At 51.3% G+C, this 20,109-nt stretch carries 18 protein-coding genes; 2 read left to right on the forward strand and 16 right to left on the reverse strand.

All coding sequences use genetic code 11. The features are described 5' to 3' along the window. The 7 genes from BJP58_RS15990 to BJP58_RS16020 all read right to left on the reverse strand — a co-directional run bounded on the left by BJP58_RS15990 (position 1) and on the right by BJP58_RS16020 (position 7,212). Positions 1–1,179: an exo-beta-N-acetylmuramidase NamZ family protein gene (locus BJP58_RS15990; RefSeq protein WP_194544645.1), complete on the reverse strand. Its 1,179-nt coding sequence runs from the start codon at positions 1,177–1,179 to the stop codon at positions 1–3. Beyond that, entirely contained in the window at positions 1,176–1,871 is a 696-nt protein-coding gene (locus BJP58_RS15995; protein ID WP_194544646.1) for a YesL family protein, read from the reverse strand. The genes BJP58_RS15990 and BJP58_RS15995 overlap by 4 nt, the downstream gene beginning before the upstream one ends. Before the next feature lie 26 nt (positions 1,872–1,897). Next, entirely contained in the window at positions 1,898–3,004 is a 1,107-nt protein-coding gene (locus tag BJP58_RS16000) for an ABC transporter ATP-binding protein (RefSeq protein WP_194544647.1), read from the reverse strand. Positions 3,005–3,018: 14 nt separating this feature from the next. Then, entirely contained in the window at positions 3,019–3,852 is an 834-nt protein-coding gene (locus tag BJP58_RS16005) for a carbohydrate ABC transporter permease (protein WP_009590118.1), read from the reverse strand. Between the two features lie 33 nt (positions 3,853–3,885). Next, on the reverse strand, positions 3,886–4,803 hold the full coding sequence (locus tag BJP58_RS16010) for a carbohydrate ABC transporter permease (protein ID WP_071219698.1): 918 nt from the start codon (positions 4,801–4,803) through the stop codon (positions 3,886–3,888). 131 nt (positions 4,804–4,934) lie between these two features. Next, positions 4,935–6,329: an ABC transporter substrate-binding protein gene (locus BJP58_RS16015; RefSeq protein WP_100541423.1), complete on the reverse strand. Its 1,395-nt coding sequence runs from the start codon at positions 6,327–6,329 to the stop codon at positions 4,935–4,937. Between the two features lie 46 nt (positions 6,330–6,375). Next, the gene (locus BJP58_RS16020; RefSeq protein ID WP_036643553.1) at positions 6,376–7,212 is read right to left on the reverse strand and encodes a MurR/RpiR family transcriptional regulator; all 837 of its coding nucleotides are present in this window, start codon (positions 7,210–7,212) and stop codon (positions 6,376–6,378) included. A 225-nt stretch (positions 7,213–7,437) separates the two neighbouring features. On the opposite strand from BJP58_RS16020, the gene BJP58_RS16025 reads away from it, so the two are divergent. Next, positions 7,438–8,394: a BadF/BadG/BcrA/BcrD ATPase family protein gene (locus BJP58_RS16025; protein WP_194544648.1), complete on the forward strand. Its 957-nt coding sequence runs from the start codon at positions 7,438–7,440 to the stop codon at positions 8,392–8,394. Between the two features lie 51 nt (positions 8,395–8,445). Beyond that, positions 8,446–9,357, forward strand: coding sequence for an N-acetylmuramic acid 6-phosphate etherase (gene murQ, locus BJP58_RS16030; protein ID WP_194544649.1), 912 nt, complete (start codon positions 8,446–8,448; stop codon positions 9,355–9,357). Between the two features lie 236 nt (positions 9,358–9,593). Here murQ and BJP58_RS16035 read toward each other — a convergent pair whose 3' ends face one another. From BJP58_RS16035 to BJP58_RS16075, 9 genes are all read right to left on the reverse strand, one after another. Further along, the gene (locus BJP58_RS16035; protein WP_194544650.1) at positions 9,594–10,460 is read right to left on the reverse strand and encodes an SDR family oxidoreductase; all 867 of its coding nucleotides are present in this window, start codon (positions 10,458–10,460) and stop codon (positions 9,594–9,596) included. Positions 10,461–10,914: 454 nt separating this feature from the next. Next, a complete protein-coding gene (locus BJP58_RS16040) occupies positions 10,915–11,877 on the reverse strand; it encodes an MraY family glycosyltransferase (RefSeq protein ID WP_071219702.1) in 963 nt (320 codons plus the stop codon). Positions 11,878–12,332: 455 nt separating this feature from the next. Then, positions 12,333–13,634, reverse strand: a complete 1,302-nt coding sequence (locus BJP58_RS16045) for a pyrimidine-nucleoside phosphorylase (protein WP_194544651.1) — start codon at positions 13,632–13,634, stop codon at positions 12,333–12,335. Positions 13,635–13,815: 181 nt separating this feature from the next. Further along, positions 13,816–14,523, reverse strand: coding sequence for a purine-nucleoside phosphorylase (gene deoD, locus BJP58_RS16050; protein WP_194544652.1), 708 nt, complete (start codon positions 14,521–14,523; stop codon positions 13,816–13,818). A gap of 23 nt (positions 14,524–14,546) precedes the next feature. Then, a complete protein-coding gene (gene deoB, locus BJP58_RS16055; protein ID WP_194544653.1) occupies positions 14,547–15,725 on the reverse strand; it encodes a phosphopentomutase in 1,179 nt (392 codons plus the stop codon). Positions 15,726–15,809: 84 nt separating this feature from the next. After that, positions 15,810–16,988, reverse strand: coding sequence for a NupC/NupG family nucleoside CNT transporter (locus BJP58_RS16060; protein ID WP_194544954.1), 1,179 nt, complete (start codon positions 16,986–16,988; stop codon positions 15,810–15,812). 79 nt (positions 16,989–17,067) lie between these two features. Beyond that, a complete protein-coding gene (deoC, locus tag BJP58_RS16065) occupies positions 17,068–17,733 on the reverse strand; it encodes a deoxyribose-phosphate aldolase (protein ID WP_194544654.1) in 666 nt (221 codons plus the stop codon). A 390-nt stretch (positions 17,734–18,123) separates the two neighbouring features. After that, positions 18,124–19,059, reverse strand: coding sequence for a DNA-binding transcriptional repressor DeoR (locus tag BJP58_RS16070; RefSeq protein WP_113059480.1), 936 nt, complete (start codon positions 19,057–19,059; stop codon positions 18,124–18,126). Positions 19,060–19,228: 169 nt separating this feature from the next. Then, a complete protein-coding gene (locus tag BJP58_RS16075) occupies positions 19,229–19,963 on the reverse strand; it encodes a ThuA domain-containing protein (RefSeq protein ID WP_071219709.1) in 735 nt (244 codons plus the stop codon). Positions 19,964–20,109 lie beyond the last annotated feature (146 nt).

Below are 20,109 nucleotides of genomic sequence, written 5' to 3' on the forward strand. Positions count from 1 at the left end.
TTACGCCTCCCCGTACAGCAGATAAGGAGCCCGCATCGTTCTCCACTGCTCCGCATCCTTGCCCCACTCGGTAATCATGCGCTGAAGTCCGGCTTCTTCGTGGATATGCCGTCGAACTTCCTCGCTGCCCGTCAGCAAATCAATAAAGTACCGATTACGTCCTTCCGGTGGGCTAAGCCACTGGAACTGATCCGGGTACATCCGGCTGACCAGGTGCAGCAGCACAAGCCCTGTGCGCACAGCCTCCACTTCTGCCGGTTGAGTGACAAAGAGCATCACCCCGCCGCAGCCTTCGCCCTGATGCTTCGAGAAGGTAGGCGTCATGTACATGGAATGGGCATGAACGCCTGTCAGTCCGTACGCGTTGAACGCCTTCGCCAGCTCTTCGCCATTGACCCATGGAGCGCCGATCCATTCAAACGGCCGGGTCGTCCCCCTGCCTTCCGAAAGATTGGTCCCTTCGAAGAAGCAGGTCCCGCTGTACAGCCGTACCGTATCCATCGTGGGGATGTTCGGCGACGGCAGTACCCACGGCAGGCCCGTGTCGGTATATTCCATACCGCGCGTCCAGCCTTCGAGCCCAATAACATCCAGATCGCAGCCTGTTCCCCGCATGTCATTGGCCATGCACGCGAATTCGCCGATGGTCATCCCGGTGCTAATCGGAATCTGCCATCCGCCCACCATGGATTCATATCCCTGCTTAAGGAAACCTCCTTCAACTCGCTTGCCGCCCAGCGGATTCGGCCGATCCAGGACAAGCAGGCTCTTTCCATGCTCGGCGCAGGCCTCCATGACGTACAGCAGCGTTGTCATATACGTATAAAAACGCACCCCAAGGTCTTGTATATCGAAGATGACCGTATCCACGTCCTTCAGCATGTCGGCGTCCGGTTTACGCCGTGAGCCATACAGGCTGTACACCGGCACGCCGAATACCGGGTCCTCTTCATCATCGACGTGCTTGCCTGCCTGCAGCTGGCCGCGCAGCCCATGCTCGCAAGCGAATAAAGCCGTCAATTCCGATTCGGGCAAACCTGCAATCACCTCGATAGATGAACGAAAATCCGACGTGAGCCCCGTCGGATTCGTAATGACGCCAAGGCGACGACCCGTGATTTTCTCATGCTTGATGTCCGGCAGCACATCAATTCCGCTTCGTACGTTACCTCTTGTCATATGCTTACACCTCCTGGTTTCGAGGCTACGACACCGTCCTCCGCCGGTTTGGCCTCTTCCGGATTCAGTACATTATACGTAACCTTATGCTGGTATATGGCCCACATGCCGTTAAACAAAAATCCGAAGCCAACGACCGTAACCATCAGAGGAATCGCAACGCAGAAGGCTTGAAAGCAAGCGCCCAGCGTATATGCCGGAAACTTCAGGAACAGCTTCACGCTGTGGGCCATGGCCTTGAAGACGCCCATCCCTTCCTGAATGACAAGCTGAAAGGTGTAGATTTGGGAGATGAGCGCCATGATAACAAAATAGGTCTGGAACACGCCAATCGCAAGATAGCCGATTCCCTCTTTGCCCCCGTAGTACCACCAGGTGGACCACAAGATGAGCACCATCACCACGAAGAAGAAACCCATGACTACCGCAGGTCCAAATCCCTTAAGCGCACCTTGAAACACATCCTTGAGTCTCGACTTGCCCCGTTCCGTTCTGCGGTGATACGCATAACAAACTCCGTAAAACAACGGCATGTACAGAACCGGCAGCAGCACCAGCGCCGTCCATAGCGGAACGAACATAACCACCGTAACGAGCACCAGCGAGGTAATCATGCTGTATAAGGCCACCGCCGTAATCTCACGGTAAATCTCAACCCCGGTCTTCTTCAACACATCATTCAGCTTGCGCATAGCTTTCCTCTCCTCTTCGTCGTTGTTTACCAATCGATACGCTGCTCCGTCTCAGGATCGAAGAAATGCACTTTATCGAAATTGAAAATGAAGGTTTTGTCCATGCCCGGATAACCCGTCGTTTCCGGGTGAACCTTCGCCGTAACCGTCCGGTTCCCTACGCGGAAGTACACCAGATTCTCCGAACCCAAATGTTCGACGACCTGGACCTTCGTGGAGTACTTGTAATCCAGATTGGTTGTGCCCGGCATATCCTCACCCGTAATATGCTCAGGGCGGATCCCCAGGATAAGGTGCCCGTTATCGTATTTGCTCAGCGCACCCGCCATCGAATCAGGGATGGTAAATGTGCCGCCTTCCATCCGGAGCACGTTCCCTTCCTTCTGCACATCGATGAAGTTCATCGGCGGGGAGCCAATAAAGCCGGCTACGAACATATTTTGCGGATTCGCATACAGCTCGGTAGGAGATGCAATCTGCTGGATAATTCCGTTGTTCATCACGACGATCCGCTCACCGAGCGTCATCGCTTCAACCTGATCATGCGTGACGTATACAATGGTGGCTTCCAGGCGCTTGTGCAGCTCGGACAGCTCCACCCGCATCTGCACGCGAAGCTTCGCATCCAGGTTCGACAGCGGCTCGTCAAACAGGAACACCTGCGGATCGCGCACGATGGCCCGCCCTACCGCAACGCGCTGACGCTGTCCGCCGGACAGCTCGCGCGGCTTTCGATCAATCATCGACTCCAGTCCGAGAATGGCGGCTGCCTGCGATACCTTTTGCTCAATATAAGCCTTGGGCTTCTTCAGGTTCTTTAAGCCGAAGGAGAGATTCTCGCGAATGGTCATATGGGGATACAGCGCATAGTCCTGAAACACCATCGCGATATCACGATCTTTCGGGTGAAGATTGTTTACCACTCTGTCGCCGATGATGATATCCCCGGACGTTTGGCGCTCCAGCCCGGCAATCATGCGCAGGGAAGTGGTTTTGCCGCAGCCGGAAGGACCGACGAAAACAACGAACTCTTTATCATGGATCACAAAGTCCGACCCCGCTACAGCGGTAAACGTCCCTTTGTTGTCGTCTACAAATTCTTTTCGTATATTACGGAATTCTACGCGTGCCATAACTTTGCCTCCTTCTAGCCTTTAACGGCTCCAATGGTGATGCCTTGCAGGAAATAGCGCTGAAGCGAGAAGAACAGGATCATCATCGGCAGTGCCGCGACGGTTGCTCCAGCCATAAGTGCGCCGAAATCGGTCGTGTCCGCATAGACGAAGGAAGCAAGACCGACCTGAATCGTCCTCATCTCCGTCGAGTTAGTCACGAGGAAGGGCCAGAAGAAATCATTCCAGGATGCAACAAACGTGAAAATCGCCAGCACGGCGAGACCCGGTTTTGCCATCGGAAGAATAACCTTCCAGAAGATGCCGAATTCGCCGCAAGCGTCGATACGCGCTGCATGAATCAGAGAGGTAGGCAGTGATGACATGTACTGCTTCATCAAGAAGATGTTGCCCACGCTTACAATGCCGGGAAGAAGAATAGCCGTATATGTATTCCCGAGATCAAACACGTCAATCATCAAAATATAGAGCGGAATCAGCGTCACCTGCGCCGGGATCATCATCGTACTGAGCAAAATCCAGAATACCGCTTTGTTCCCCGGAAACTTCAGCTTCGCAAAAGCATAACCTGCGAGCGAAGCCAGGAATACATTGGTCACCGTCAGGATGGATGAGATCAATAAGGAGTTAAAGAGCCACCTCATGACGTCGGTTTTGCCAAAAAAACGCTCGTACGGGGCTACGGAGAATACCTCCGGTATCATTTTCGGGATAAACGATGCCGCTGACTTGGTGTCCTGCACAGAACCGATCAGCATCCAGTACATCGGAATGATCGTCAGAACGCTCCATACCACCAGGATGACCGAAGCCACAATCAGCATGATCACTTTTGATCTTGATTTCATAGGTGCACCCCCTTTTAGCTTCAGAAATAAACGTTAGTACTCCACGTCGGACGAGAAGTATTTGAACTGAATGATGGAAATGACAATAATCAATGCAGCGAGTACAAAAGATTGCGCTGCCGCGAGTCCAAACTCGTAGAAGTTGAACGCCGTGCTGTAAATCAGATAGGCGATCGTTGTCGTCGCGAAATTCGGTCCGCCCTGGGTCATCAGGTACACCGAGATAAACACCTGGAAGGATGTTATGACGCCCGTCACCAGCAGGTATAATGTGGTTGGTTTCATCAGCGGCCACGTAATGCGCCAGAATTTGGACCAGCCGCTGGCATGGTCGATGTCCGCGGCTTCATAGAGCGATTTGGGAATCCCGCCCATGGCGGCCAGATAGAGAATAATACCTGCACCATGCGAACCGAGCCAGTTCATCAAAATGAGTGAGAAGAGCGCGGTGTTCGATTTACCGAGCCATATGACCGGGTCCAATCCGAACAAACCGATAAAACGATTCAACAGCCCGGCATGCGTCGGGTCGTAAATCGCAAGCCACACGACCGAAATGGTGACGCCGGAAGCAACGGCCGGCAGGTACATTGTAGCCTTGAAGAACGTTTGCCATTTGTTCTTCATCTGAAAAATAAAAAAGGATAACGCATACGTAATGACAATGTTGACCGGAACCGTGCCGATCGTGAATATGACTGTATTCTTCATGGATTTCCAGAACACTTCATCCTGTACCATCCGTGTGTAGTTGTCCGTTCCAATCCATTCGGAGCCCATTACGCTGTATTCCTGGAAGCTCATCAGAAAAGCCGAGGCGACAGGGTAAAGCGTAAATATCAAGAACAACAAGACTGGGGCCAGAATGAATAAATACGCCCATCCATATTCGCGTAGGTACCCCTTCATGGGGGGACGTGATGGCCGGGCTTGCGCCGGGGCAGTCTGCATTTGATTTCCTCCTTTGCGCACAGGTGAAGTATTTTCATGAAGCCCTTATAGAGCCTTTAGTGATTGGTTTAAAAAGGGAGTGCCCCGATCGTTCCTGCTAAGGACAACGGGACACCCCCTTATAACTTCAATTACTGTCCTAAAATTTGTTTGCCTTTGTCCTTGAAGTCTTGTGCGATCTGCTCCGGCGTCTTCTCACCCGAGAACAGCGCTTGGATATTCGGCTTCACCACTTGCTCCTTAAACTTCTTCTGATTACCTGAAGCTTCTGCATCAAGGTTCAGAGTCACCGGAATTTCCTTGAAGTTTGCGAAAATTTCCGCTGCCTTAATTGTAGATTCCGTACCGAGTCCTTTACCTTCATAAAACTCCGCCTGGGATTTACGTACGAAAGGCAATACCAATTCGTTGGCGGAATTACCGGCTTTCGCCCCGCTCAATCCTTCCATGATCAGGAATGTGTTCTTTGCATGCTCTTCGCCTTTATCCTTCTTCTGCTTGAACGCTACATAACCTTCACCAAACATGGATGTCTTCCGCTCAGCCCCGTCATTATGCGGAACCGGCAGCAGAACGAAGTCGATTTTCGCGCCTTGGACCGTACCGCTGTCGATATCCTTCGCACGGTTCTGCAGCATCACGTCATAGTAAGGGATCGCCTTGGACACGATCGCGGCTTCCTCGGCGTAGAACAGGTCCATCCGTTTTGCCGGCGTAATCGCGGCAGTCTCGGCAGGCAGATGACCGGCTTTCATCAGATCCGACACGAAGGTCATCGTATCCAGAATCCGTTCGTCGTTCCATTGGAACTCGCCTTTATCGTTCAATACGTCCGGCATGCCGTTGCTGCGCGTCAGCATTTCCATGAAGTCCAGCGAAGTGCCGTCCGTTACGAGCGCATATTGCGTATTGCCATTAGGAAGCTTCTTGGTCAACTTCTCGGCAGCTGCCTTGAACTCGGTCCAGGTCCAGCCGTTCTCTTGAATGGCCTTCCAGTCGATTCCCGCTTCTTCGAGGATCTTCTTGTTGCCGCCCCAAGCCCAAAGGGATTGGTACAGCGGAAGCCCATACTGCTTGCCCTGGATTTGACCCAGCTCAAGCGTTCCCGGCAGGTAGTCGTTTTTGATCTCGTCCGTAATATAAGGGGTCAGTTCCAGTGCCAGGCCTGTATCTACATAAGCGCCATCCACCGCGTGGAAGTAAAGATCAGGCGGGTTACCGGCATTCAGGGCCACGTCGAACTTCTTCGGACCTTCAGCCCAGGAGAGCACTTCGGTTTGGACCGTAATATGCGGATATTTTTCTTTCAGATCCGCTACATGCTCTTTCAACTCATCTTCGTATTTACCATGTACCGGATAAGTCCAGACGACAACCGTATCCTGCTTCGGTGCGGCTTCACCATTTCCTTCCGAAGTGGTTCCTGTTCCGCCTTCCGGAGTCTTCGCCCCGCCGGAACCGCCGCAAGCTGCGGTAAACACGAGCATTAAAGAAGCCAACAATGTAAGCCAACCTTTTTTCTTCATGTACTACTCCCCTTATCATTTATATATTTGTGGTTTTCGCTATGAACTACAACCGCTTGATCGCTTGCCGGCTCTCATCCAGGTATTTCACTGAATTCTCGTAATTCCGGCTGGCGACGCCAAGATATAAAATATCGATAAGATTAAGCTGCGTAATACGAGAGGACATCGCGCCACTGCGAATCTCGTTCTCCGTGGAGGAAGTGTACAAGGGAATGTCCACCGATCGGCTCAGGGTAGAATCGCCGTATTTGGTAATGCCAATCGTCTTGCATCCCTTCTCCTTCGCAATCGCTGCTGCGCGGATTACTTCATCCGTTTCACCGGAGTAGGAAATGCATACGGCCGCATCATCTGGAGTCAGCAGCACCGCCGAGGTGAGTTGAACATGAGGGTCCGGAAAAGATATGCATACCTTATTAATCCGCAAAAATTTCTGTTGGGCATCCATCCCGATCAGATTTGAAGCCCCTACCCCGAACATGAAAATGCGCTTCGACTGATCGAGGGCCAGAACGGCCTCTTCCACCTTCCCTTCCTCCATAATCTTCATCGTATCCCGAATCGATTGAATGTTGTTGTTCGAGACGTTCTGTATAATTGCAGAAATGCTGTCATTGGGCCGGATATCCTGATACCCGGTGGCTAATGGCTCCTGCAAGTCTCCGGCTACCTTCAGCTTCAGATCCTGATAGCCCTTGAAACCCATCGTTTTGCACAGGCGCACAATGGCAGCCTGACTGGAACCGCTTCGGACTGCAAGATCCGCGACCGACATCTGTATCATCTCTGCCGGTTCCTGCAAAATGAAGGCTGCAACTTTGCGCTCGGACGGATTTAATGAATCATACACCTCACGCAATCGAACCAATCCGCCGTTCATTTCTTGCCCCCCTTTACAAATCATCCTCTGACGGTCACTACTATGTAATATTACTTTACACATCTTGAATGAAAGCATGACTGGTATCGCTTTCAACATCAGTGGATTGAGTTCATTATAAATTGTATGAAATTATATTTCAATACTTAATTAATGATTTAAAATTTTATTTTACAACACTTCGGTTTTCTCCTATACTGGATATAGAAAGCGAAGTGGTTCAATATGGAAATTTTTATCGGTGTTGATGGTGGCGGTACCAAGACTGAAGCAACCGTTATCAATAGCGCTGGAGAAGTGTTGTCCCGGTATACCGGAGGTTCCACCAATCCTTATATTGTAACCTTTAATAAAGCGATGGAGGAACTCCGAACGGTGTTGGATGGGCTTCTGGCACCTCTTTTTGATAAGTCATTATTATTCACATCAATATGTCTTGGAATGTCAGGTGTGAGCTCTGCAGATGAACGACGCCAAGTTCAGTCTTTCCTTCATTCCTATCTCCAGCAGCGGCAGCTCTCGATGCATATTTACATGCGCTCGGAAGCCGAAATTTCATTAATGGCCGTACTGGAACGACAGTATGGAATCCTTGCGATCTCGGGAACCGGATCCAATACCTACGCTATAACCAAATCGGGAGACATTCACCGCGTCGGTGGCTGGGGACATCTTCTTGGAGACGAAGGCAGCGGTTATCAGATCGGACTTCAAACTCTGAAAACCGTCATTAAGAGCCATGAGGGCATTTTGCCACCCACCATCATGAGCAGCCTGATTGTTGCAGCCTATCCTCTCCAGCATATTACCGATCTCAAATCTTACATTTACCAGCCCGCTATAACGAAACAGGATATCGCTTCCTTCGCCCGCTGCTGCATAGAAGCAGCCGAAGCCGGTGATGAAGCGGCAGACCGTATCCTCCGGCAGCAGGCAGCAGAACTGGCCGATACAACAAGCGCTCTCATCAGGCAGCAAGCTGAATTCGCTGAGAGTGAACTCGTACGGATCGGCTCGATCTTCAAACATTCGCCATTGTTTCGGGAAACGTACGCCGGCATTCTGCTATCGCGTTATCCCCGCCTCCGGTTCCCTGAAGGAAATCGTGAACGTACACCCGCCCATGGTGCGGCTCTGTTAGCCTGCAAGCTATTTACAGACGGCGTCTCTGACTTGCTGTAGCTTTACATCAGTGCCCGTCCATATTCCAAGGCAAAAAAGGAGACCTGTCTCATGACGAATATTCTAAGTCAATTGACAACCGAACAGCCTCATGAAAATACGCAGAACATTGATCAGTTGAGCTCAGAACAAATTATGATCCTCATCAATAGCGAGGATAGCCTGATCACTGATGCGATCCGCGAGCTTATTCCTCTTATAGCCAGAGCTGCAGATCTCGTCGTGGAAGCTTTCCAGAAGGGCGGCAGATTGTTCTATATAGGTGCCGGAACCAGCGGTCGAATCGGGATTCTGGACGCCTCCGAGTGTCCGCCTACCTACGGAACAGACCCTTCCATGGTGCAGGGATTGATCGCAGGTGGTTTCAGAGCCGTGAAGGAAGCTATCGAAGGTGCCGAGGATAGCGAAGAGTTAGGTGAACAGGATATCAATGAAAACGGTATCAACGAAAAGGATGTTGTCATCGGCATCGCTGCAAGCGGCCGAACACCCTACGTTCTTGGGGCGATGAGACGCGCCAAAGAGCGTGGAGCCGTTGTCATCGGACTCTGTAATAACTACGAATCGCCGATGCATCAGTACGCGGATTTTGTAATTGAAGCTGTTGTCGGACCCGAAGTAATTATGGGCTCCACGCGCATGAAGGCCGGTACTTCGCAAAAGCTGATTCTGAACATGCTGACAACGACCGCCATGATTCGAATCGGCAAGGTGTACAAAAACCTGATGGTCGACCTCAACCCGTCCAATAACAAGCTTGTGCACCGCGCCAAACGAATCATTACCCTGGCAACCGGAGCATCAGAGGATGCTGTGGAGAAGGCGTACCATGAAGCCGGCGCCCACGTCAAAACCGCTATCGTGATGCTGCTGGCTAATGTCAGTGCCTCGGAAGCGTCCAAACTGCTTGACGGCACCAGCGGATTTGTGCGCAGCGCGATCGATATGAAAACGACGAAGTAACATAACGTGTGCGCTTCTACGGCCTATGATGAACATCTAACGTAAAATGAAACGGGATATCCTCAGATCATGTTGATCTGGAGATATCCCGTTTATTCGTTCGCCACTATACTTGTAGTCGTCACCATCCTGTAGGCCGGTTGGTCTCGTCGTTCCTCATTGTCCGTTCATGCCCTTATCGGATCATTTCAGTTATAACCTCACTCGTGGAGCCGGGCCTTTTGGAACGCGTAAATTCATCGACCCTGGTCCGACTTCCATCCTACCTGTTGTTCACTCCACTCCCACAGACGAGCGGCCAGCTTCGGATCCCTTGCCTTCTCGGTGATTTTGGCCGGTTTGCATTTGACGTAGTATTCCCCCGTCACATGCTCCACTTCAGGACTTGAAGCCAAGTATATCGTTGTCCGAGCTCCTTCAAGGGGCGTTAAGAAGAACGGGCGAAGCATCTTGTGAACCGCATTGCCAAAGCCTGTATCCCTGTTTACGCCAATGCTGGTGCTGACGGCGCCAGGATGGAGCGTATTGACCGTGACCCTTGTCGGCTGCAGCCGACGCGCCAGCTCCTTCGTGAATAGAATATTCGCCAATTTGGACTGCGCGTACCCTTTGGCCACATTAAATCCCTTATCGAGATTAGGGTCATCAAAATGGATGCTGCCCACTTTATGCGCGCCAGAGGATACGTTCACGATCCTCCCCTGCCGGGCATGCTGAAGAGGCTCCAGCAGTTCGTTCGTCAGCAAAAAATGCCCCAGATGATTGACCCCCATCATGGCCTCATATCCGTCCTGCGTCAATTCCCGCTTGATGGTGACCACACCCGCGTTGTTCACCAATACATCGAGTCTGTCATATTTGGCCTTAAAGTCGGAAGCAAACGCTCTGATGCTATCAAAAGACCCCAAATCCAGCGTCATCAGCTCGATGTTCGAGCTGCCGCTCTCCTGCAACGCTTGCCGAAGAGCCGCTTCGCCCCTCGATTGACTACGACAAGCCATGATCACATGCGCTCCGCTTTTTGCCAGCTCCACTGTCGCAGCCAAACCCATGCCGGAGTTCGCCCCTGTTATCATGACGATTTTGCCTGTTATATCATTCATGCGCAACCTCCTGTTCGTACCCTTCTACCATTGTAATAAGAAAAACGAATATCGACGTACTTTCTCAGGAGACAGACCGCATTTAGCGGAAGTTTTTCTTGCGATATCAGGAAGGTCCATGCTTCGAAGTTTATACTTTCTGATATCTAAAGAAAAACGAATATCGACGTACTTTCTCAGGAGACAGACCGCATTTAGCGGAAGTTTTTCTTGCGATATCAGGAAGGTCCATGCTTCGAAGTTTATACTTTCTGATATCTAAAGAAAAACGAATATCGACGTACTTTCTCAGGAGACTGACCACATTTAGCGGAAGTTTTTCTTGCGAGATAAGGAGGGTAAGCCTCTGAAGTTTATACTTTCTTATCTCTAAAAAAAGCCCCGCCACCAACATCCATTTGGAGACGAGACTTCAATAACGCACCGGAAAAAGCTTATGTCAGGCTTATACGCCTCAGGCGGCGCCATTCATGGCAAGTATGATGGCAGCCAGACCGAAACAGAGATTCAGCAAGCACAGAAATACCAATGTCTGCTTCTGATTGAGCCCCGTTGCCAGCAAACGATAATGCGCCTGCGATGCATCGGCCTGATAGATCGGCTTGGACTGAAGCATTCTGCGGATGACCACAATGATATTATCGAAGATCGGTACGCCCAGTGCGAAGATCGGAACGAATAAGGACGCCAGAGTTGCACCTTTAAACGCACCATCCAGGGCAATGATCCCGAGTATGAACCCGAGGAAGGTTGCACCGGCATCCCCCATAAACACTCGAGCCGGCGGCTTATTATATCGTAAATATCCCAGCGCAGCACCTACGAGAATGACGGCCAGCAGCGCGGATTCGCCTCTGCCCAGCGTAATCGCCACAACAAACAGCGTGCCTCCGGATATGGCGGAGAGCCCTCCAGCAAGGCCGTCGATGCCATCCGAGAAATTAATAACTGTCGTTACACCAAAAATCCACAAAATCGTTAAGATGAGCTGCAGCCATTCCGGCAGGTTAATATACTGACCCGTAAACGGATTGTTGAATCCTTCAAACGCGATGCCATAGCTGTATACAACAACGGCTGCGCTGACCTGTACAATGAGCTTCGGCAGCGAAGCCAGCTCCTTGCCTTGGGACTTATACCAATCATCCACAAGTCCGATGCCAAGAATAAGAGCACTACCGATAAAGATGCCTACCGCTTCCCTTGAAATGGCGCCGGTAAGCGCAAAATAAGTGATGAAAAATCCGATAAATATGGCGACCCCCGCTGTCAGCGGTATCGGCTCGCGGTGTATTTTCCGCTCGCTGTCCGGTCTTGGCTTGTCCACAAAATCAAGCTTGATCGCAAGTTTACGAAATGGCGGAATCAGTACCAATACCAGCACCATGGATATGACAAACGCTGCAAAATAGAGCATGGTTTCCTCCCAATAAATGATGAATAATGGAGAACATTGCATTCTAAGTATATGACTTATATCGAACTCTATCAACCTATCAAAAGAAAAAGACTGCTGCATCAGTAGAATTTCTACTTAGCAGCAGCCCTCCCGGACTCACGGGTTAAGACTCCTTCTTCACCGCAAGTCCAATGATCATAACGATAAGTGCCAGCAAAGCAATCAACTGATCGATGGTCATGGCCAAAAGCCTCCTTCAAGCAGGATGGCTCTTGCCCGGGCTACACATCTCCCTCTCCCGTTAAATGCCTTACGTTTTCCCCACTACCATCTTATGAGGGCCCCTACCCGTTTTATGACGGGACCGCCAAAAAAACCTGCTCCCGTTCATAAAACACGGGAGGGCAGGTTGTATCGGCATAGCTTGGAAAATGAGCTGTTCCGAATATGACTCGCTACGGATTAGGCTTCCCTTACTCCGTCACGATGTCATAAATCAATACAGGCGCATCCGCATGATCTGCAATCCGAATGCTTTCATACAGCTTCTGCTTCACGTCATCCACGTTCTCGCGGTTAGCATGAATGGTTACAAGGGAATCACCCTTCTTCACGGCATCGCCGACCTTCTTGTTCAGCATCAGGCCTACAGCCAGATCAATCTCGGATTCCTTCGTCGCGCGGCCGGCTCCAAGCAGCATCGCTGCGGTACCGATCTCATCCGCTACCAGCTCGGCGACAACGCCGTCCTGCCGTGCAGGAAGCTCAATCAGATATTGCGCCTTCGGCAAACGGTCCGGATGATCCACCACGGACGGGTCTCCGCCTTGGTTCTGAATGAATTCCTTGAACTTCTCCAGTGCCTTGCCGTTCCGGATAACCTCTCTGAGCTTCTCTTCGGCATCTTCAAGCGAATCTGCCTTCTGCGCAAGGTAAACCATCTGCCGGCCCAGAGCCAGGCACAGCTCCTCCAGATCCTTCGGTCCCTCGCCGCGAAGTGCATCAATCGCTTCCTGCACCTCCAGCGAGTTGCCAATCGCGGCGCCAAGCGGCTGGCTCATATCGGAGATGACTGCCATCGTTTTGCGGCCTACGTTGTTGCCGATGCTGACCATGGCGTGTGCCAATTCCTTGGCATCCTCCACCGTTTTCATGAACGCGCCTGCGCCGGTTTTAACGTCCAACACAATCGCATCCGAGCCAGCGGCGATCTTCTTGCTCATGATGGAGCTGGCAATCAGCGGAATGGAGTTGACGGTAGCCGTCACATCCCGGAGTGCGTACAGTTTTTTATCCGCCGGCGTGAGGTTTCCGGTTTGGCCGATGACGGCGATTTTATGTTGATTCACAAGGTTCACAAATTCGTCTTTGCTGATCTCCACATGGAATCCTTCGATGGACTCCAGCTTGTCGATCGTTCCTCCGGTATGACCGAGGCCGCGTCCGGACATCTTCGCTACCGGAATATCCAGAGCCGCTACGAGCGGAGCCAGTAGAAGCGTCGTCGTGTCGCCTACGCCCCCGGTGGAATGCTTATCGACCTTGATCCCCTCAATTGCGGACAGATCAATCGTTTCGCCGGAGTTTACCATCGCCATCGTCAAGTCCGCCCGCTCCCGGTCGGACATGTCCTGGAAATATATCGCCATGTTCATGGCGCTCACCTGATAGTCGGGAATGTCTCCCTTGGTATATCCGTCGATAAAGAAATTGATCTCTTCTGTTGTCAGTTCCTTGCCGTCGCGTTTCTTCGCAATTAAATCAACCATTCTCATCGTACATTCTCCTCACTGTTTGCGATGATTGTATTCCTTCCACGGGCATCACTACAAATGCGGATCCGATCGCTGTTGCCCTCAGATTCCTTATATTGTTAATATTGTTGGAATCCGTGGGGCAAAGGCGACCGCTTCGCTTCTCCAAAACAAACCCGCTTTCTTCGTCGGGGCAGTTTCCTTACAGCGAAATCGCCGTATCAAGAGCCACTTCCATCATCTCGTTAAACGTCGTTTGCCGCTCCTCGGAAGAAGTCTCTTCCCCTGTGAGCAAATGATCGCTTACGGTCAGGATCGTCAGGGCGTTTACGCCGAAACGTGCGGCAATCGTGTAGAGCGCCGTTGTCTCCATTTCCACGCCGAGCACGCCATGCTGCATCAGCTTCTCCACCACGGATTTGTCCTCGCGGTAGAACACATCGGACGTGAACACGTTGCCGACATGCATCTTCAGGCCTTTCTCCTTGCCGCGCTCATACGCGCCCAGCAGCAGCGGGAAGCTGGCGATCGGGGAGAAATCATAACCGTTAAAGTGGTGACGGTTCATGCCGGAATCCGAGCACGCCGCCTGGGCCAGAATGACGTCGCGTACATGAACATGCTCCTGCATCGCGCCGCAGGTTCCGACACGGAACAAGTTTTTCACGCCATAATCCCGAATGAGTTCATTGACATAAATCCCGATGGAAGGCACGCCCATGCCCGAACCTTGCACGGAGATGCGTTTTCCTTTGTAGGTTCCCGTAAATCCGAGCATGCCCCGCACTTCGTTGTAGCAGGTCACATCCTCCAAATACGTCTCGGCAATAAATTTAGCCCGCAGCGGGTCGCCTGGCAGCAGAATCGACTCGGCGATATCTCCCGGTTTCGCTCCAATATGTGTACTCATGTCCCATTCCTCCACTTATTCGATTATTTCAAATCATTCAAAAAGCTGGTTCCGTGCTCCGGCAGCTTCACGCCGAAGTTGTCGGCAACCGTGGCGCCAATGTCGGCAAAGGTTTTGCGAAGCGGCAGCTCCTTGCCTTCCGTAAAGCGAGGAGAATATACGAGCAGCGGCACGTATTCACGCGTATGGTCCGTGCCCTTGTAGGTAGGATCATTCCCGTGGTCGGCCGTGATGATCAGAAGATCATTCTCCGTCATTTTCTCAAATACCTCGGGGAGGCGATGATCGTAATCCTCCAACGCTTGGCCATATCCTTGCGGATCGCGCCGATGTCCGTACACGGCATCGAAATCCACGAGGTTCAGGAAGCTCAGACCCTTGAACGGTTCACCTAGGGTTTGCACCATTTTATCCATGCCGTCCATATTCGATACGGTTCTGACCGCCTTCGTAATGCCTTCGCCATCATAAATGTCGGAGATTTTTCCGAGGGCGATGACGTCAAGACCAGCATCCTTCATCTCGTTCATCGTGGTACGTCCGAAAGGCTTCAAGGCATAGTCATGCCGATTCGCCGTACGCTTGAAGCTCCCCACCTCGCCTCTGAAAGGACGGGCGATGATCCGGCCAAGCATATAAGGATCCTCCAGCGTGATTTCGCGGCAGAACTCGCAGATTTCGTACAGCTCTTTCAGTGGAACGATATCCTCATGCGCAGCGATTTGAAGCACGGAATCCGCAGAGGTATAAATGATCAGCGCTCCCGTTTTTACATGCTCTTCGCCAAGCTCTTCGATAATCTCCGTTCCGCTGGCCGGCTTGTTGCCGATGACCTTGCGTCCGGTCTTCTCTTCAATGCGCTGGATCAGCTCGTCCGGAAACCCGTCCGGGAATACGCGGAATGGCGTATCAATATACAAGCCCATGATCTCCCAGTGGCCTGTCATGGTGTCTTTGCCATTCGAAGCTTCCTGCATCTTCGTATAGTAAGCCCGAGGTTGATCCGCAGCAGGGATTCCCTCGATTTCCCGAATGTTGGACAGACCGAGCGCAGCCATATTCGGCATGTTGAGCCCGCCGCATTCGCGGGCAATATGACCCAGCGTGTCGGATCCGATATCGTCAAAATCAGCCGCATCCGGTGCTTCGCCGATACCTACAGAGTCCAATACAATTAAATGAATTCGATCAAAACGTTCCATATCCAAGTGATCCCCCTCATATAATGAGTTTTTACATCAAAACTATCCATAAGGCTCGCTTGTTGTTATCCTTCCATGCCTTGCTTACAGGAACAGTCCCGCAATCGTTGCCGACAGCACGCTCACCAGCGTTGCGCCGTACAGCAGCTTGAGGCCGAAACGGGCAACCACGTTCCCCTGCTTCTCGTTCAGGCCTTTGACCGCGCCGGCAATGATGCCGATTGAGGAGAAGTTGGCAAAGGACACCAGGAATACCGATACGATTCCCACAGTGCGTTCGGACATATCCGTGAAGTTGGCCAGGTCTAGCATCGCTACGAACTCGTTCGATACCAGCTTCGTAGCCATGATGCTGCCTGCATCCACTGCCTCTTTCCAAGGTACGCCCATGACAAAAGCAAATGGGGCAAAAATGAATCCCAACAGCTCTTGGAAGGTAATCCCGAAAATCATATCAAAGATGCCGTTGATCATCGCAATCAACGCAACGAAACCGAGGAGCATCGCAGCAACGGTAATCGCTACCTTGAAGCCGTCCATGATGTATTCACCCAGCATCTCGAAGAAGGATTGCTTCTCTTCCTCCTGCACCTCCAGGATATCCTCTTCCTTCTCTACCTTGTAAGGGTTGACGATGGAAGCGATGATAAATCCGCCAAACAGGTTAAGCACAAGCGCGGTCACCACATACCGCGGCTCGATCATGGTCATGTATGCCCCGACGATCGACATCGATACGGTGGACATGGCGGAAGCACACAATGTATACATCCGATGCTTCGGAATGAGGGCAATCTGTTTTTTTACCGAAATAAACACCTCGGATTGCCCCAGAATCGCGGAAGCTACCGCATTGTAAGACTCCAGCTTGCCCATGCCGTTGACTTTACTCAAGACGAGACCGATATATCTTACGATAAACGGCAGTACCTTAATATATTGAAGTATACCAATCAATGCGGAAATAAACACGATCGGCAGCAAAACGTTCAGGAAGAACGGACCCGCACCTTCATTGGCAATGCCGCCAAACACAAACTCGATCCCGGCTCCGGCATAGCTCAGCAGCGCTTCAAACGTATTCGCTATCCCTTTAACAAGATACTCGCCGAAATTCGTGTTCAGCAGAAAAAATCCAAGGATCAGCTGCAGCACAATCATGACAGCCAGCGGACGGTAACGGATGTGGCGCTTATCATTGCTGATAAGGAACGCAAGACCGAATACGACCAGCAAACCTAGTATGGCGATTATATATTTCATCGTCGTTGTTCCCCCATAGGTGTTTTTTTGATATGACACGTCTACCGAATCATCGAAAACCGGATATTTGCAACTTCATTTAGTAGGAAGAGCTGGATTGACCGCCCTCCATAATTTTCACACCGGAGCTTGCTCCGATACGCGTTGCGCCTGCTTCGATCATGCGGTCCATATCTTCCTTGCTGCGCACGCCGCCGGAAGCCTTCACGCCGGTGTTCTCGCCAACGGTTTTGCGCATCAAGGCTACGTCTTCCGGTGTGGCTCCGCCCGTGGAGAACCCTGTTGACGTCTTCACAAAATCGGCTCCCGCTTTCACGGACAGCTGGCACGCACGTACCTTCTCTTCTTCTGTCAGAAGGCTTGTCTCAATAATAACCTTGACCAGGGCTTTGCCCTTTGCTGCATCCACTACAGCCTGAATATCGTTCAACACAAGCTCATCGTTACGATCTTTGAGCGCACCGATGTTGATGACCATATCAACCTCCGTAGCCCCGTTCGCGATAGCATCCTTCACTTCAAAAGCTTTTACTGCGGATGTCGTAGCTCCCAGAGGAAAACCGATGACCGTGCATACTTTGACGTTGGTGTCCGCCAGCTGCTCAGCACAGTAGGATACCCAAGTCGGGTTCACGCAAACCGAAGCAAATCCGTACTTTTTGGCCTCTTCCGTAATTTTCGCAATCTCGGCTTGGGTTGCATCCGCCTTCAAGAGCGTGTGGTCGATCATTCCTGCTATATTCATCTGGTTAAAACACTCCTTAATCTGTTTTTTTAGTAATTTGTAAAAGCGCTATCATAACGCTTAATCCTTTAGACGGGACCATCATATCACAGCCTTGAACATATGTAAAACACATATTGAAAATATGTTCATTCCGATTTATGGCAATGATATTTATCATTGTTAACTAAAACGACAAGCCCTCATTCAGGAATAATCTAACAATTCCCTCCGTTTACTATGCTCTATACCCGATCAGGGTAAACAGAAACAAAGAATCGGCCTCCTATTAAGCAAGGGTCATCAATTATCTGCGCACAAAAAACACCCCGTCCAGGTAAGTTTGAAGCCGTAACCGGTTCGAATCTCCCTGAACGAGGTGCTGTAAATTTTGACAATATGTCAAACTTTTTATGATAACAAAGCTTGCGCCGTAAACTGGTCCGTCACCAGGATGTTTGCATATTTGCCGATTAGCGCGGCTCGAATGGCATCTACCTTACGCTGCCCGCCTGCCACGAGAATGGATTGCTCCTTGTGGCGCAAATCTTCCAAATCGATGCCCACTGTACGGTTGTTAATATCCTCGCTGCACACCGTGCCCTCCGCATCAAAAAACCGGGAGCAAATATCGCCCGCGCCGATCCGCTGCAGCAGCTTCTGTTCCTCCTTGCTAAGATAGCCAAGTCTGAACAGGAGCGCATCCTCATGAACGGTACCCACCGTGAACATGGCGATGTTCGCTTGTTTGCCTAATTGGATAATCCGCTGGATATGCCGGTCCCTCTCCACCATCTCTTTCAGCTCGGTGGTGTCAAAGATGACGGGCAGCGGCAAATATCTCGCCATCGTGTGGTACGCCTCGGCAAACAGATTGACGATCTCTGCGGCATACGTGTTCACATGCGAATGACTGACGCCGCCCTTCAACTGCACGACCTCGACGCCCCGAACGGGCTTCTGCTGCAGCTGAAGCGCAACGGCATGCATGGTCGTTCCCCAGGTCACGCCGATGATGTCGGCATCCTGGACCGTTTCATGCAGGTAATCGGCTGCCCTTTTGCTGATATGCTTCTGGATTTCACGGTATTCATTAATGGGAGAATAACTCACCAGCACCTGTTCCAGGCCGTACTTCTTCTTCACTCCTTCGCCCAAAGCGTCCAGGTCCTCGAGAGGGTCCACGATGCTGATCTGCACGTAGCCCTGCTCCTTGGCGTGCTGAAGAAGCCTGGAGACCGTAGGACGTGAAACACCGAGCCTTGTCGCGATATCCTGCTGGCTGTAATCCGACATATAATACAATCTTGCCGCCTCAATGCTAAGGCGCTGTTTATCCTGATCCATGATCCAACCCACTTTTATTATGTCGTAATCGAATTGGGTTCATTATACATCGTTATGCTGATGATTTCGATAGCGGACGTCGTTATGAACAAACAAGCGCCCGATCAACGATTGTATTCCTGACGTTTCAGGGATACACCATTGATATGGACGCTTGCAAAGGATCAGCCTATACCGGCTGAACGTATTCGAGTGGAGATACCCGGCCATAGGAGGTCTTCGCGCCTTGGATCGGCGCCGCCCAGGCCACGGCGTTGGCAATTACCTGTTGAATTTCAGGTTGATGGTAAGTAGGGAATGCTTCATGACCCGGTCTGAAATAGAACAGCTTGCCGCGTCCGCGCTTGTAGCAGCAGCCGCTGCGGAACACCTCGCCGCCTTCGAACCAGGAGACAAACACCAGTTCATCCGGTGCCGGGATTTCAAAGCGCTCACCGTACATTTCCTCCTGCGGAACCTCGATATATTCTCCAAGTCCGCTTACGATCGGATGGCTGGGATCGATGACCCACAACCGTTCCTTCTCGCCGTCATCGCGCCATTTCAGGGCGCCTGTGTTCGTGCCGAGGAGGCGCTGAAAAATCTTCGAGCCGTGACCGGAATGCAGGACGATGATTCCCATGCCGTCCAATACGCGCTGACGCACTTTTTCCACGATATCATCCCGTACTTCACCGTGAGCCACATGCCCCCACCAGATCAGAACATCCGTTGAAGCGAGCACCTCATCCGTCAAGCCGTGTTCCGGATCATCCAATACGGCGGTGCGTACGACGAACTGTGCATCCTTTCCCAGAAAATCGGCAATCGTACGGTGGATGCCTTCAGGGTAAATCTTAGCGATCTGTTCATTATGTCTCTCGTGCCGGTATTCATTCCATACCGTTACATTGATATTAGCCAAGGGTAGTGGCCTCCTTTAATATTGAAATCCAGCGACCTCTTATACATTCATCCTAAGTATAGGCTGTGTTACAATGAACGGGAATGTGTGAAAGTTACTCTTTTTGTACAAAAACGACTTCGCGTTTTTTTGGGAGAGAGGGTGGA

Source organism: Paenibacillus sp. JZ16 (assembly GCF_015326965.1).
Taxonomy (GTDB): domain Bacteria; phylum Bacillota; class Bacilli; order Paenibacillales; family Paenibacillaceae; genus Paenibacillus_AQ.

Coding starts and splice junctions, on each gene's coding strand:
- BJP58_RS15990 (WP_194544645.1), bottom strand. CDS start 1,179: ATGACAAGAGGTAACGTACGAAGCGGAATTGATGTGCTGCCGGACATC.
- BJP58_RS15995 (WP_194544646.1), bottom strand. CDS start 1,871: ATGCGCAAGCTGAATGATGTGTTGAAGAAGACCGGGGTTGAGATTTAC.
- BJP58_RS16000 (WP_194544647.1), bottom strand. CDS start 3,004: ATGGCACGCGTAGAATTCCGTAATATACGAAAAGAATTTGTAGACGAC.
- BJP58_RS16005 (WP_009590118.1), bottom strand. CDS start 3,852: ATGAAATCAAGATCAAAAGTGATCATGCTGATTGTGGCTTCGGTCATC.
- BJP58_RS16010 (WP_071219698.1), bottom strand. CDS start 4,803: ATGCAGACTGCCCCGGCGCAAGCCCGGCCATCACGTCCCCCCATGAAG.
- BJP58_RS16015 (WP_100541423.1), bottom strand. CDS start 6,329: ATGAAGAAAAAAGGTTGGCTTACATTGTTGGCTTCTTTAATGCTCGTG.
- BJP58_RS16020 (WP_036643553.1), bottom strand. CDS start 7,212: ATGAACGGCGGATTGGTTCGATTGCGTGAGGTGTATGATTCATTAAAT.
- BJP58_RS16025 (WP_194544648.1), top strand. CDS start 7,438: ATGGAAATTTTTATCGGTGTTGATGGTGGCGGTACCAAGACTGAAGCA.
- murQ (WP_194544649.1), top strand. CDS start 8,446: ATGACGAATATTCTAAGTCAATTGACAACCGAACAGCCTCATGAAAAT.
- BJP58_RS16035 (WP_194544650.1), bottom strand. CDS start 10,460: ATGAATGATATAACAGGCAAAATCGTCATGATAACAGGGGCGAACTCC.
- BJP58_RS16040 (WP_071219702.1), bottom strand. CDS start 11,877: ATGCTCTATTTTGCAGCGTTTGTCATATCCATGGTGCTGGTATTGGTA.
- BJP58_RS16045 (WP_194544651.1), bottom strand. CDS start 13,634: ATGAGAATGGTTGATTTAATTGCGAAGAAACGCGACGGCAAGGAACTG.
- deoD (WP_194544652.1), bottom strand. CDS start 14,523: ATGAGTACACATATTGGAGCGAAACCGGGAGATATCGCCGAGTCGATT.
- deoB (WP_194544653.1), bottom strand. CDS start 15,725: ATGGAACGTTTTGATCGAATTCATTTAATTGTATTGGACTCTGTAGGT.
- BJP58_RS16060 (WP_194544954.1), bottom strand. CDS start 16,988: ATGAAATATATAATCGCCATACTAGGTTTGCTGGTCGTATTCGGTCTT.
- deoC (WP_194544654.1), bottom strand. CDS start 17,733: ATGAATATAGCAGGAATGATCGACCACACGCTCTTGAAGGCGGATGCA.
- BJP58_RS16070 (WP_113059480.1), bottom strand. CDS start 19,059: ATGGATCAGGATAAACAGCGCCTTAGCATTGAGGCGGCAAGATTGTAT.